Here is a 15,538-nt window from a genome sequence, read left to right as displayed (position 1 = left end):
AGTCCTGAATAATTTATTCAGGACTTTCTACTATTTAATGATTGTCTATTAAATAGACGTTGTATTTTCTTTTAAAACAATATTACGTTGTGCAACTAAAATATCGCCTTCAGTACTTAATTTTAAGATTCTTGTTACATCACCTTTTTTCTCCATTCTTTTTCTACAAGTCTTTGTTAATAAAGGATCTTCATCAAAAAGAAATGTTTCTACTTCGTATGCATCTTTTGAAGGTTCTTTTACAATAGGATATAATTGTTGCATTTGATTATATCTTCTATCACCACCTGGTACAAATGTATAAAACGTATAGTGGCCATCTGCATCAGTTTTTACCCAACCTCTGTGATTTACATAACGAGCATCTTTTTCGCCGAGTAACTCAAAATCGCCATTTTCATTTGGTTGTTCTATATATAGAATAACATCCTTAGCTGGTGTTATGCCATCACTTTTATAAATTATTCCAGAAACTTTAAGCTTATTCACTTTAGATGCATAATCTGGAATTGTATCAACATTAGTTAAATTAGCAGTTGTTTGATTGTAAATAGGTAACTTTTTAGAGTCTTGAGCAGAAATTAAAGTAGTTGCTCCTAAAAAGCTAATAAAGAAAATTAAATAAATACGAGTTTTCATAGGTTAAGCATTAAAGATTGAATCAAAATTCATGCTTTTTCTCAGTAAAACAATATAAATCTTACCAATGTAATATTTATACGATAAAGAGAAATTGAAAACTTAAAACTCCGACAAAGTACAGGTTTTCTTTAATTATCAATTAAAAATGAGAGAGTTAGTCTTATTGTTTAAAAATAACATTCACTTAACTATATATGATACCCTTCATTTTCTTAAAACGTTATAAGTATATAAGCTATTATTTTTATCGAAAATAAAAGATTAACACAGCTTGATATTAACATATATATTTGAAAGTACAACTACCATCAATTTCAATTAAATTTTAGATGAATTTTTACCATTTAAAATGTTCAATTTTAGGTTCTGATTTAGAAAAAATTATGATTTATTTTCGATTCACAGCATTTTTTGCGAAAAAGTATTTCATCGATAAAAACTGCATTTTACCAAGTAAATACGCAGTTCAACTAGTATTTAATGTATTTAATCGGTAAAATAAATCAAAAAAAATCTAAAAAATAGTTGGTTTCTTTAAATAATTGTATAGATTTGCTCAACTAAGAATAACATAAAAGCATAATTATGAAACTAAAATTTACTTTATTTAGTGCCCTTTTTTTACTGATGATAACGATGGGTTTTGCACAAAAAGATAAAGAGTCTCAAAGCATCATTAGCGGCAAAGTAAATATTTCAAAATATCATAGTCGTGAAGACTTAAAAAATATGGATAAAGGCGAACTATTAGTTCTATACATAGAGCGTATAGAGGTTATCGTTAATATTCTACCAAATATTGCTTTTGCAACAAAACCAGGAGTTACAATGGAATCTTTAGGAATTCCAGAAACAAAAGATAATAAAAAGGCTTTAGAAGAAAACATTGAGGCCTCAGATAATTATTTTGAAAGCACCATCGAATTTCAAAAATCAATATTACCCTATTCTGATACGTCAGATCTAATTGCCGCAATTTTGTTTTACGAATCAACTTTAAAGGCATTACATACGTATGAGGATTTCAAAAAAGATTAGTTAGTTTTATTTATTATAGTGTTTAAAGCCTTGACTTCATTGAGTCAAGGTTTTTTTTTAATTCTGACTGGATGATTGATTTTACAAACTTTCCATAAAACATGTAAAAATTCAGTTATCCACCTATTATTTGTAAGAAATTATACTAAAACATAATTAAATTATGCATTTCGTCGATATTATTTGTGTTTCATAGAATAAAATCTTATGTTTGGACCTAATAGTGAAATCCCAATTAATCTATTTAAAATATTAACCTACTATGAAAAAAATTACGCTTACTACAGTTATACTAATTTTTTTGTATTGCGGACTAAATGCACAACAAGAAAAAGGAATTACAGGATACAATAATTGGCTAGATACTTGGACAGATTTTAAACCCAATAAAGCTAATTATGATGAACCTAACCAAATACTTTCTGGTGACATATTTGAAAATACAACCTTAACCAAAAGGAACACATATTTACTATTGGGTGAAGTGTTTGTTACAAACTGTGCTACCTTAACTATTGAACCAGGAACTGTAATACTAGGTGACTATTCTACTAACGGATCGCTTACTATTAGTAAAGGTTCAAAAATTCAGGCTGTAGGTACTGCTACAGACCCAATTATTTTTACATCAAACAAAATGGATAAGAAAGCTGGTGATTGGGGCGGAATTTTTATTTTAGGTAATGCGCCAATAAATACTTTTGGTAAAGTAATGTCACTAAATTATGGATTAAACCCTTCTTCTACTGAAAGTATTAGTTACGGTGGAGATGATGAAAATAGTGACTCTGGTATTCTAAAATATGTGAGAGTTGAATATGCAGGTAAAAAAACTAAAGAATTTGGAAATTATAGCGCTATTACTTTGGCAGGAGTTGGTTTAAAAACAACGATAAACAATGTTATGGTAAGTTATAGTGATGGGAACTCTTATAATGTATTAGGAGGAAATGTTACAATATCTCAATCTGTTTCTTACAGATCTAGTAAAAATGATTTCAACTTTAATTATGGAACTCAATGCAGTCTTCGTAATTCTCTGGCAGTAAGATCTCCTTATATCTCAAGTGCAGATGGATCTAGATGTTTAAATATTAATTCATACGATCTAAAAGAAAATGCAGATACAAGTAAAAAAGAGACAAACGTAATCGCAGAAAACTTAACGTTGCTTAATGTAAGTAACGATTTGGAATCAGATATTCAAGTTGGTCTAGTACAAGAAGCTATTTATTTAGGTACTGACGTATCATTTCAAATTAACAAAAGTGTTATTTCTGGTTTTAGTCCGGCTGTTTACTTAGATACTAATATGGCAATTAACAGTGAAAATTTAGATAAAATAAAATTTACTAGATCTTATTTTAATAATTGTAATGGAAACATTTTTAGAAAAGATTATATCAATAATGATGACTTAGAAAGTTGGTATGGTAGTAGAGCATTTGATAATGTTTATTCTAAAGGTCCAGACTCTGAAACTTTTATAAACTCTAATCATAGTAAATATCCTGATTTTAGATTAAGAATTAATAAAATTATAGCTTCTAACGATACAGAACAAGATTAAAACATATCTAATAAGAATTAATACATTTTAAACCTTATTAAAAAATCCCCTTAACCCAATGCTTAAACCTACTTACCTCAAAAGTCTTATTTATGGACTCTGCTTTTTTGCATTATTTACGCAAGAAGGATTATACGCGCAAATAGTTATAGGTACACCGAGTCTTGGTTTTACACAAGCATGTGCAAATGACGATTTTAATTCGTTTAGTACAACATTTATATTTTCACCAGAGACTGGTTTATATCCTACAAACCAATTTTCAGTAGAATTATCAGATTCTGAGGGCGATTTTACAAATCCTGAAGTTATATATTCATCAATACCAGGTTCAGTGACGACGTCTCCTGCAACATTAGATTTTTCAATTCCAGAAACAGCTTCTGGAGAAAATTATAGAATTAGAATAACGAGCAGTGCTCCTATAGCAACAAGTTCTAATTCCGTTTCATTTGCTGCCTATTTTAAGCCGCAAGATTCACCATTTAGTATTAATAATTTAGTTTCAACTGGTGCATTTTGTGCTGGTGGAAGTTATATATTGAGCATAGATAATCCTGGCACAAGTAATAACGATTCACCTTTACAATATCCAAGTCTGTCATATAAATGGTATAGAGAAACAAGTCCTACTACTTTTGAGTTTGTAGCAGAAGGAGAAACATTAGAGGTTACATCAAACGGTACATACTTTGCTAGAACAGACTATGGAAGCTGCACATCAGATTCATTCTCTAATCGTGTTACAATTACCGAAGTTGTTTCCGGTCAAGCAAATGCTACAATCGTTTCTAGTTTAGGAAATCCATATTGTCCAGGTGAAGGCACAACGACATTAAGTACATTTAACGGTATATCTTACCAATGGTTTAAAGATGGAGAGTTAATCACAGACGCAACATCTCAAATGTATGAAACTAATGATTCTGGAACATTTTCAGTTCAAGTAGATTTAGGAGATTGTTCAGCTTCTGGTTCAATAGACTTAGTTAGCGAATTATTTGAAAGCAGTATTGATGTTCCTGAATTTAATGAAACTTTAGAAGGCTATCCTATTGAAGTGAACCTTACAACTAATGCTAGTAATCCTGAATTTTCATGGTATTTAGACGGTATTTTAATTGAGGGAGAAACTGAATCGTATTTTGAAGCGACTGAATTTGGTGAATATACAGCTGTAATTACCTCAACTACAGGTTGTGAAGCCTCAGTAGAATATGTATTTACAGTTCAAGAAGCTGTAGATTTTTTCCCAGATGTAGAAGAAATACCTAACGTAATAAGTCCTAATGGAGATGGTATAAATGATACATGGATTATTCCACAAATCTATCATACAGACAATACAAATACTGAAGTTATCATAATGGATAATCGTGGTAAAGTAATATTAAAGACGGTCTCTTATCAAAATAATTGGCCTGAATACGACCTAAACCTATCTAGTGTAAATCAGGTGTATTATTACGTTATTACAACAGAAGACAATAAAACAAAAAAAGGATCAATAACCGTAGTTAAATAAATCATGAAAAAACTTCTACTTTTAATATTATGTATCTGCTCAGCGCAGACGTTTTATTCGCAAGAAGATGATGACGGTGTGGTTTCACTTGATTTACCTGCGAGAAATTCATTAACCTTTAATAGATTTAATATCAACCCAACTTTTAGTTTTGTAAGAGAACAAACAACAACTATCAGTTTCAATAACAAAAGAGAATGGGTACAATTCGATGATGCACCTACAACCTATTTTGGCAGTTATTCTGGTAGAATTAGTGAAAATATTGGAGCAGGAATTGGTGTTTTCCAACAAAATTATGGTGTATTAACAACCTTTGGTGGTATACTTAACTTTGCCTACAATGCCAGAATTGGTAGTGTTAACAACCTTACATTTGGTTTAAATGTTGGCGCATATAAAAGTGGCATTAATACAGGACGTATAGTCTCTAATTTTGATGATCCTTCGTTACAAAACGTCCCAGAGAATACGTTATTAACTATTAATCCAGGTATTAATCTTGGTACTGAGTATTTAGATTTTGGATTATCTATTAACAATTTAGCATTATATAATTTTAGTACATCGTCTCTTGTAGATGTTAATCCTGAGCAAAGTATTGAAGCTCATATTATGTACACAGGCTACATGGATAGTAAGGGATTTTTTGATGAAAGTAAATTTACGGGTTTATTAAAATCTGATATTTATGAAAATAAAACTATTATATCAGCTTTAGCAATGATAACAGTGCCTAAAGGATTCTGGTTTCAAGGTGGTTACAATTCTGTATATGGTGCCACAGTTGGTGCTGGTTTAAATATTACAAAAAATATTGCATTAGAATACAATTATGAAAATGCTATAGGAAAACTAAGCAATTTTGGTAATTCTCACGATTTTACTATTGCATATAGATTTGAAAAGCAAGACTACTACGATTATAGTCCTCAAGATGAATTAACAAGTATTTTAGCTAAAGATAATAGAAGACGTGTCATTGCTAAATCAAAAGCAAAAGAGGAAAAATCTAAAAAAGAGGCCGAAAAAGCAGAACAAAAAGCTAAGAAAGAAGCGGAAGCTGATGCCAAAGCAAAACAAATAGCTGAACAAAAAGCGCAAGAAGAAGCTGATGCTAAAGCTAAACAAATAGCTGAACAAAAAGCGCAAGAAGAAGCTGATGCCAAAGCTAAACTTATAGCTGAGCAAAAAGCGAAAGAAGAAGCTGCTGCCAAAGCGAAACAAATAGCTGAGCAAAAAGCACAAGAAGAAGCTGATGCCAAAGCAAAACAAATAGCTGAGCAAAAAGCACAAGAAGAAGCTGATGCTAAAGCGAAACTAATAGCTGAGCAAAAAGCACAAGAAGAAGCTAATGCAAAAGCTAAACTAATTGCTGAGCAAAAAGCACAAGAAGAAGCTGCTGCTAAAGCGAAACTAATAGCTGAGCAAAAAGCACAAGAAGAAGCTGATGCCAAAGCGAAACTAATATCTGAGCAAAAAGCGCAAGAAGAAGCTGCTGCTAAAGTAAAAGAGGAAGCAGATGCTAAAGCGAAACAAATTGCAGAACAAGAAGCTGAATTGCTGTCCTCAGAAGAAGATTTAATTGAGAATCCAAAAGATGAGCTTGCTAAATCGATGAAGGAGTTATCACAATCAACTGAAGATTCAAAAGAAACTCAAAATGACTTATTGAAGAAGTTTGATGAGATTGTTACAATTAAAAATAATGACCTAAAAGACCTTAAAGAAGAAAATGATTTAGGAGATCAGGGAATTACTGTAGCGCCTAAACCTTTTAAAAGTGTTACTGCAGAAAACAATAAGCTAAATGCAATTAAAACAGACTTAGAAAAAGTAATATTAAATAGAAATGATAAAATTGAAGAATTAACAGAACTATACAATGAACGTGCAGAAATTGATGAATTTGCAATGGATGAAGTTAACTTATTTTATAAAGGGGAAATAGATAAGTTAAAGTTAGAGCAAGAAAAAGCAACTGAAGTTAAAATAGCATTAGATTCTAGACTTGAGACTATTAATATAGCTACAGAGGTAGAAAAAAGAAGACGTATTAAGCGCGCTGCCTACACTAATGAAGAAGACAGATATAACCAAGATAGATCTTTACTTCAAAACATTAAAAAGACGACAGTATTAAATGAGACGGCTTACACGTCTGAAGATTTTGATTATGGCGAAGATTTAGGAAGTAGTATCATAATTCTAAAAAATATTGAAAATGTAGAAAGTGGTTACTACCTAATTATCGCTGTACATAATGATATAAAACGAAGAAATGATTTTGTGACTAAAGTTGTATCTGCAGGTAGAACTGATATTGATTTCTTCCACGACGTAAGTACAAGTAAATACTACATCTTCTACGAGAAATTTGATAATATTAAAGACGCGAATAACGCATTAAAAACTAAAGGAAACAGACCGTACAATGGAAAAATGTCAATAGTAAAAATTGAAAATTAATAAGTGTTAAGCTGTTTTCATCTTTATCTCTGCCCTGAGGAAAAAGATGAAAACTAAAAATAAAATACCATGAAAAAACCTACTTTTTCTAGAATTGTCCTAATTGCTCTATTGTTAATTTTGGGAGAGCAATTATATTCTCAAAACTTAGTACCCTTCTCTCCTAGGTACGATGAAGCAATAAAAGGAGATATGTTATTAATTGGAAACAGTAATGTGGGATTACATGTGTCCAATCCATATAACGGAGATAATAGTAACGATTCCTTAAATGCTGCAGTCTATGTAGATATAGATGGTGATCCAACAACATTTAACTCTAGTAGTGCAGATTTAGATGTGCCTAGTGATGACAGTTGTTATCAAATCGTGTATGCAGGCTTATATTGGAGTGCAGTAGTTGATGGCGACGAACCAATTTCTGATGTAAAATTTAAAGTTCCAGGGGGAGATTATGTAGACATTACAGGGACGGAAATATACTATCAAAACGCTCCAAACGACAATCAATCAAACACTTACGCATACTACCATGATGTAACTTCAATGCTCACAGCATTACCAAACCCAGAAGGAACATATGGCGTAGCAAACATATCAACAAGAGTTGGGTCTAAACCCAATAGTGAAGGACTATCTGCAGGATGGTCTTTATTCGTTATATATGAAGATCCATTATTACCAAGTAAATATATTACATCATTCGATGGTTTTACCAAAATTACGAGTGTTATAAACGAAACTTTTCCGGTAAGTGGTTTTAATACCATTCCAACAGGACCAGTAAGAGCAAAATTTGCATTCGCAACAATTGAAGGTGATAAAAAATGGACTGGAGATTACTTACAATTAAATGGAAGTACAATTAGTGTTACCAATAACGCAGGTGATGTAATTAGACCTGCAGATAATTTCTTTAATAGTTCAGTTTCAGATATTAATCCTATCACAAATACCTCTGAGTTATTTACTAATCGAATTCCGAATAGCTCAAACACCTTAGGGTTTGATGCTGGTATTGTAAATATACCGAACCCAGGGAATACATTAATACCCAATAATGCTACCTCAGCAAATATTACTCTCGGTAGTAATTTAGATATATACTATTACTACTTCAGTGCCTTTGCAATCGAAATCATTGCACCAAACATTGTACTTACAAAGATCGTAGAAGATGACTTAGGAAATAATATTGGTGACGAACTTGTAGGTTTAGGGTCTCCTGTGAACTATGTAATTGGTTTTCAAAATACAGGAAATGATGATGCCACTAACATGCAAATTAGAGATATTTTACCCGTAAATATTGTCTATAATCATCCTACTGATTTAGTATTACCTGCTGGAGTAACTGTTTCAAGTTATAACCCAGTTACAAGAGAATTAATATTTGATATAGATAATTCTATAGTTGAAGAAAATGATCCAGTATTAGAAATAAGAATTGAAGCGCAAGTCGTAGATTCTTGTTCAGAATTACTGGAAGCATGTTCTAATATTATACAAAATCAGGCTTTCTGTTCTTATCAAGGAACCATAAATCCAGATTTTACTATAACTGATGATCCTAGTTTAAGTTCTAATACAGGTTGTTTAATTACACCACAAGCCACAAACTTTTTGGCAGATTTAGACTGTGGTTTTCAAGAAAGTGTGATATTATGTGGAGACAGTGTAGAATTAACTGCGGCTAATGGATATGATTCATATGCGTGGTCTACAAGTCCTACTGGTACACCTGTTATCGATACATCACAATCTATTACGGTTACAGAATCAGGTTCATATTATTCATATAATACAGCAGTTGCGCCTTGTCAATCAATTATTCAACGTTTTAATGTTGAATTATTTGGAAGTAATACGACTAACCCTGTCATTCCATACGCTGATGAAGTTGTAACCTGTCCTAATAATGGAAAAGAACTACCAAACATATTTTTATGTGGTGCTAATGATTCAAGACATATACAAACTAATATATCAAGCTCTACTTCTATTATTTGGGAAAAGTTAGATGAAACAAGTTGTTCGGCAGTTACAAATAATGATTGCGCCAATGAAGATACAGCTTGTACTTGGAACAGTGTTGGCAATGGTTCTGATTTTGTTGCAGACACATCAGGTCAATATAGAATAACAATAAATTATCCAGGTGGTTGTTTTGTACAATTTTATTTTAACGTCTATGAAAACTTATTAAATCCAACTGTAGATGCCTCTGATATTATTTGTACTACAGATGGTAGTATTACAGTAAACAATGTGCCTTCTGGATATGAGTATAGTTTAGATGGTATAACATTTCAAACTAATAATGTATTTCCAATTAATACAGCTGGAATATATACAGTTTATATTAGACAAATTGGAGCTACAACTAACCCTTGTGTATTTGAAGTTCCGGATGTTCTCATAAGAGATCGTGAATTCACAGCTTCTACAACTGTAACACAACCTTTATGTCATGGCGACAAAGGAAGTATTCAATTAGCGGCAAATGATGTAGATCCACAATACACATTTACACTACATCAAGGTGCTACTTTAGTAAATACTGTAGGACCAATAGTAGATAATAACTATACATTTCAAAATTTAAATACAGGAACTTATACAGCAACTATTGAATCTGAAAATGGTTGTACTGTTTCTGAAGAAATAACTATAACAGAACCAGATCTATTAACAGCTACTGTAGCTTTAACTACGCCTCTATCTTGTGAAGATGGTGTTATTACAGTTTATCCTGTTGGCGGAACATCGCCATATTACTATTTTGTAAATGGTAGTACAGATTTTCAGTCGACTCCAGAAATCACTGTATCAACAGCAGGAACTTATACTGTTGAAGTTATTGATGCAAACAATTGTAGCACTAACGTCACTATTGATGTAGAAGCTATTGCTGAACCAGAATTTAATGTTACAAAAACAGATATTACTTGTGCAGATGAAGCTAATTCTGGAGCTATTACTGTAAACGTTACTAACGCAAATGGAAATAGTATTTTGTATAGTATTGATGGTGGTATTACTTATCAAAACTCTAATACATTTACTGGTTTAACAGCTGGTAGTTATAGTGTGATCTTACAATATACAACTGGCACTGCTGATTGTACTACTGATCCACAGACCGTTAATATTAATTCTGGAGCTTTAATTACAGGAACAGCAGAACTTACAACTCCTTTAACGTGTTTAGATAATGGAACAATAACAGTATCTAATGTTTCAGGAGGTGATGCACCATATACGTATAGTTTAGATGGTGTTAACTTTCAAACAAATAATGTTTTTGATGATTTATCTCAAGGTACTTATACAGTTATAATAAAAGATAATAGTGGCTGTTCAGTTGCATCAAACGAAATAGAAATTGATCAATTAAGTCCTCCAACAGATCTAACTTTTGATAATTCAGCAGTAACATGTCCTACAAATACATCTACTGTTTCAATTACAGGTTCTACAGGAGGAATTGGAACGCTAGAATATCAAATTACAGCACCATCTGCGAATGCAACATCATATCAAACTTCAACTAGTTTCTCTGATCTTGAACCAGGAACTTATACATTTCAAGTAAAAGATGAAAATGATTGTGTATACTCAGAAACTTATACTATTGATCCAATACCAGTACCAACTCTAGATATCGTTCTTACCAAAGATTTAGATTGTACAACATCTAGTGATGCTGTTATTACAGGTTCAATTACTGGTCCTGCGCCTTATACTTATGCAGTCTCTTTTAATGGTGATGCATATTCTTCATTAGGATCAACTGGTACACCTTTTACCTATGCTACTGCTAACAATGGGACTTACCAGTTTCAAATTACTGATGCTAATGGTTGTATTGCAGAATCTTCAGAAATAACTGTAGATCCTATTTCAACGCCTGCACTAAGCTTAGTCGCTCAGACACAACCTATTTTATGTAATGGAGATACTAATGGTGCTATTGAAGTTACCATAGATACTTCTGTAGGAACAGCGCCTTTCACTGTAAATGTTAATAATGATACAACGGGAACTGATTTCGGTACCCAAACGTCGAGTTTACCAGCAGGAACATATACAGTAACTGTAACGGATTCAAAATCTTGTACAGCTACTGAAACAATAACAATAGATCAACCAGATGCTATAGTTTTAGATTATGACGCCATCGATATTACGTGTACTACTGGTGGTGTATCTCAAGGATCTGTGATAATAAATTCTGTTTCTGGAGGAACATCTCCTTATAATTATTTTGTAACAGGAACAAACGGTTATTCTAATTCTGAATTAAATAATACGGGTTCTACATCAGTTAATTTTGATGTTGTAGATTTCGGTTTATATCAAATTAATGTAGTCGATGCAAATGGATGTTCTATCTTAGTACAAGATGTACTTGTAGCCTCTCCTCCAACAGATTTAGATATTAACATTGTATCTACAGTAGATTGTTTAACGGGTGGCGAAGCTGAGGTAAGCGTTGGTTCTTCTTTAAGTAGTTCTGGTCCTTTTTTCTTTAGTATTTATGAAGGTCCTACTACTGTTTATCCAACAGGAACATGGTTAGCAGAGGATACTCCTGGCAGTCAATCGGCAACGTTTACGGGTTTAATGCCTGGTGTACTTTATACGTTTATTGTATTCGATCAATCGACTAATTGTAGCTATTACGAGCCATCTACAGTTGCCATACCTACGAGTTCTACTTTAACTACGTCTGCTTTTAGCTCTAATAACATTACGTGTACTGGAAATGCAGATGGTAACGCTGCTTTCACAGTAAACAGTGTTTATGGATCTGCCGTAAATGTTAATTATGAAATATTTGATTCAATGTCATTGAATTCTACTGGAATTACTGGCACAGGAACTATTCCTGCAAATGGATCGCTTGATGTTACGAATCTTGGACCATTACCTTTTGGTAATTATTTTGTTTCGATAAGTGAAACTTCTGGTCCAAATTCAGGTTGTGGAATAGTAACTGCTCCTTTTAATATTACTGAATCTGCTTTTGCATTAGAATTAGCTGTTTCTATAGACAACAATGCAAATTGTAACGCTAACTCTGGTATAATAAGCGCAATTGCATCAAACGGAACATCGCCATATAAATACCAGATTACAACATCTGCTTCAGCACCTTTAGCTTCAGATTCTGGTTGGAATTCTACTAGTACTTTTAACCAAGATGCTGGTAGTTATTACGTACATACTATCGATGCTAATAACTGTATTGTGACGAGCCCAGTTCAAATATTGAATATAGATCCTACTCCTGTTATTTCTGCAGTAAATACAAATCAATGTACAGTAGCCGAAGGTGAATATGAAATAGAAGTTACTTTAGATACTGTTGGTATGCCACCTTACACTGTAAGTATTAATGGAGGTGCATTTCAAACTCAAACATTCCCATTCACACTTACCAACCTATATTCTGGTGCTCACTCTATTTCAATAAAAGATGTCAACGGTTGTGGTAATACTGTGAATTTAAATATTGTTTCTCCAATTACATTAACTCCAGAAGTAACAGCATTACCCACTTGTGCTAATGATGATGGAGAAATCACTATTACTGGTAATGGAGGTTCAGGTTCTTATGCTTATAGTATAGCACCAAATACAGCTTCTATTGCTTTAACAGGAAACATATTTTCTGGTGTACCATCTGGCACATATACTATAACAATAACTGATACGGTTACCTCTTGTACAGAAGAAGTTTCTGTTACATTAGCAGAAGCCATTCTTCCTGTTTTTACTTTAGAACCAACATCTGTTGTTTGTTTTGGCGACAATGCTGGATCATTTGAAATAAACATAGAAAACTATACAGGTTCTTATACGTATGAAGTACTTGATGATTCAAACACATCGGTAACAGGTGTTGTAAACGCTAATACTTCAGTTAATCCAGAAACTGTTTCTGGTATGGAAGCAGGAATCTTTACAGTGATAATTACTGAAACAGAATTTCCATTCTGTTCTGCAGAAAATGATGTAATAATAACATCACCAACAGCACCTTTAACTTTAGGTGTTTCTGAAACATCAGATGTTACGTGTAACAATAACGAAGGTACTATAACGGCTACTGCAACAGGTGGTTGGGGAGATTTAGAATATGAATTAACAGGAGATGCTACTATTGCCTATTCTTCAAATAATTCATTTACAGATCTTTCGGCTGGTTCTTATATTGTTAATGTAAGAGATTCTGGAGGTTGTATTGTATCTGAATCTATTACTTTAGAAACACCAACGCCAATTACTGCAACGTTTACACCAAGTACAGCAATATTGTCTTGTTTTGGAGATCAAGATGCGAGCATTAGTATTACTAATGTATCAGGAGGACAAGGATCTAACTATTCTTATACGCTTAATACAGTATTACCAACAGCAAGTACATCTGGCCCACAAACATCTAATGTGTTTGAAAACTTAGGTCCAGGTACCTATTTTGTAAGAATTACAGATGGATATGATTGTGAATTAACTTCCATTGATATTGTTATCAATGAACCGACTCCTGTTGAAGCAAGTTTAGTAAGAACTACTACTCAATCATGTTTAACAGAATCGACTTTAACATTAAGTGCAACAGGCGGAACAGGTATATATTCATATAGTGCAAACCCTTCTTTTAGTCCAATTCTAGGAACTTTCGCTTCGTCGACAACATTCTCTGTTCCAGATGGTACTTATTCATATTATGTGCAAGATGCGAATGGTTGTGTTACAAATGTTTCAAATGAAATTACAGTAGACCCATTACCTACTCTTACGGTTACTTTAGAATCTACAAACCCAACTATTAATTGTGCTGGTGATAATAATGGAACTATTTCGGCAACAGCTTTAGGAGGACTAGGAAATTACACATACACATTACAAGATTCGTCAGGTAACCCATTAACAGCAACTCAAAATAGTCCTGGTTATTTTACTGAGCTTTATGCAGGGAATTATATTGTATTTGTTGAAAGTGGTGATTGTGTAGCTACTTCAGCACCAATATCTATTACTGAACCAGATGCACCATTAGATGCGACTATTGATGTTAACAATGTTTCGTGTGCAGGAAATAACAATGGATCAGTTGAAATTACAGCAACTGGTGGCACTGGTGTTGTTAAATTTGCTATATCGCCTCAATTAAATCAGTTTTTTGAGACGACTTCTATTGACAATCTATCTCCAGGTGATTATGAATTAATTGTTCAAGATGAATTAGGTTGTTATATAAACTTTAGTTTTTCAATCTCAGAACCAAATCCTGTTATTTTAAATATCGTAGCGGATTCATTTTTTCCAGAAGTATGTTCTGGAGACGAAGATGGCGAGTTCAGTATTTCAATTTCTGGCGGAACATTACCTTACAGCGTAAGTCTCGATAACTATGACGGACCTTATACATTAGGAAGTATTTCACAGAATGAATTCGATTTTACAGATCTTGAAGGTGGTGATCACATTGTCTATGTAAGAGATGCTGAAGGTTGTGAATCTGAGTGGAATATTACGTTCCCTCCTTCTGTAAGTATTCTACCAGAGGTAATTATTGAAAATATATGTGAAGATAATACGCAAGGTAATATTGTTACCGTAACAGTAGATGACTCAATTGTTGATCTGACACAATTAGATTATTCTTTAAATGGTGGACCATACCAACAAAGTGAAAAGTTTACTAATGTACCTGTAGGAACAGATCATTATATAGATGTTAGACATTCTAACGGTTGTATACAAACTACGGAATTCTTTGATATTGAAGCTACTACTCCTATTACTTTAACCTTAGTTGAAGGTGAGTTAAATCAGTTCATTGCTAATGCATCTGGTGGTGAAGGTGGATATGAATTTACTATGAATGGCGAAGATTATGGAACTGAAAATTCATTCATTATCACGGAATCTGGAATTTATGAAGTTACTGTAACGGACAGCACAGGTTGTTTTGCCAAAGCACAAATTGTATTAGAATTTGAAGATATCTGTATTCCAAATTGGTTTACTCCAGATGGTGATGGTGAATTTGACACTTGGGCTCCTGGTTGTACAGAAAATTATCCAAATCTAACCTTTGATATTTTTGATCGCTACGGTCGTAAAATAGCTGAATATCATGTCGGAGAAGTGTGGGATGGACGTTATAATGGTAGAGAATTACCAACAGGTGATTACTGGTTTGTAGTTAAAACAAACGACTCATCTCATGATAAAGAATTTGTAGGACATTTTACCTTATATAGATAATAGTAAAGAAC

Annotated in this window: 6 protein-coding genes; 5 read left to right on the top strand and 1 reads right to left on the bottom strand. The window is 32.8% G+C overall.

Annotated features, from left to right (window positions below; genetic code table 11):
- Nucleotides 1–48: 48 nt before the first annotated feature.
- Entirely contained in the window at nt 49–639 is a 591-nt protein-coding gene (locus Q0891_RS06370; protein WP_299099890.1) for a hypothetical protein, read from the bottom strand.
- Between the two features lie 588 nt (nt 640–1,227).
- Here Q0891_RS06370 and Q0891_RS06365 point away from each other — a divergent pair.
- From Q0891_RS06365 to Q0891_RS06345, 5 genes are all read left to right on the top strand, one after another.
- Nucleotides 1,228–1,680, top strand: coding sequence for a hypothetical protein (locus tag Q0891_RS06365; RefSeq protein ID WP_299099888.1), 453 nt, complete (start codon nt 1,228–1,230; stop codon nt 1,678–1,680).
- 262 nt (nt 1,681–1,942) lie between these two features.
- The gene (locus tag Q0891_RS06360; RefSeq protein WP_299099886.1) at nt 1,943–3,250 is read left to right on the top strand and encodes a hypothetical protein; all 1,308 of its coding nucleotides are present in this window, start codon (nt 1,943–1,945) and stop codon (nt 3,248–3,250) included.
- A gap of 58 nt (nt 3,251–3,308) precedes the next feature.
- Nucleotides 3,309–4,775 carry a gliding motility-associated C-terminal domain-containing protein gene (locus tag Q0891_RS06355; RefSeq protein WP_299099883.1) on the top strand — a complete coding sequence of 489 codons (1,467 nt, stop codon included), beginning with the start codon at nt 3,309–3,311 and terminating at the stop codon, nt 4,773–4,775.
- A 3-nt stretch (nt 4,776–4,778) separates the two neighbouring features.
- Nucleotides 4,779–7,244: a PorP/SprF family type IX secretion system membrane protein gene (locus Q0891_RS06350; protein ID WP_299099881.1), complete on the top strand. Its 2,466-nt coding sequence runs from the start codon at nt 4,779–4,781 to the stop codon at nt 7,242–7,244.
- 69 nt (nt 7,245–7,313) lie between these two features.
- A complete protein-coding gene (locus Q0891_RS06345; protein WP_299099879.1) occupies nt 7,314–15,527 on the top strand; it encodes a T9SS type B sorting domain-containing protein in 8,214 nt (2,737 codons plus the stop codon).
- The last annotated feature ends 11 nt before the right edge of the window (nt 15,528–15,538 follow it).

Source organism: uncultured Winogradskyella sp. (assembly GCF_947498005.1).
Lineage (GTDB): Bacteria > Bacteroidota > Bacteroidia > Flavobacteriales > Flavobacteriaceae > Winogradskyella.
Note: the sequence above shows the minus strand (reverse complement) of the source record. Positions and strands in the feature narration are given on the sequence as shown.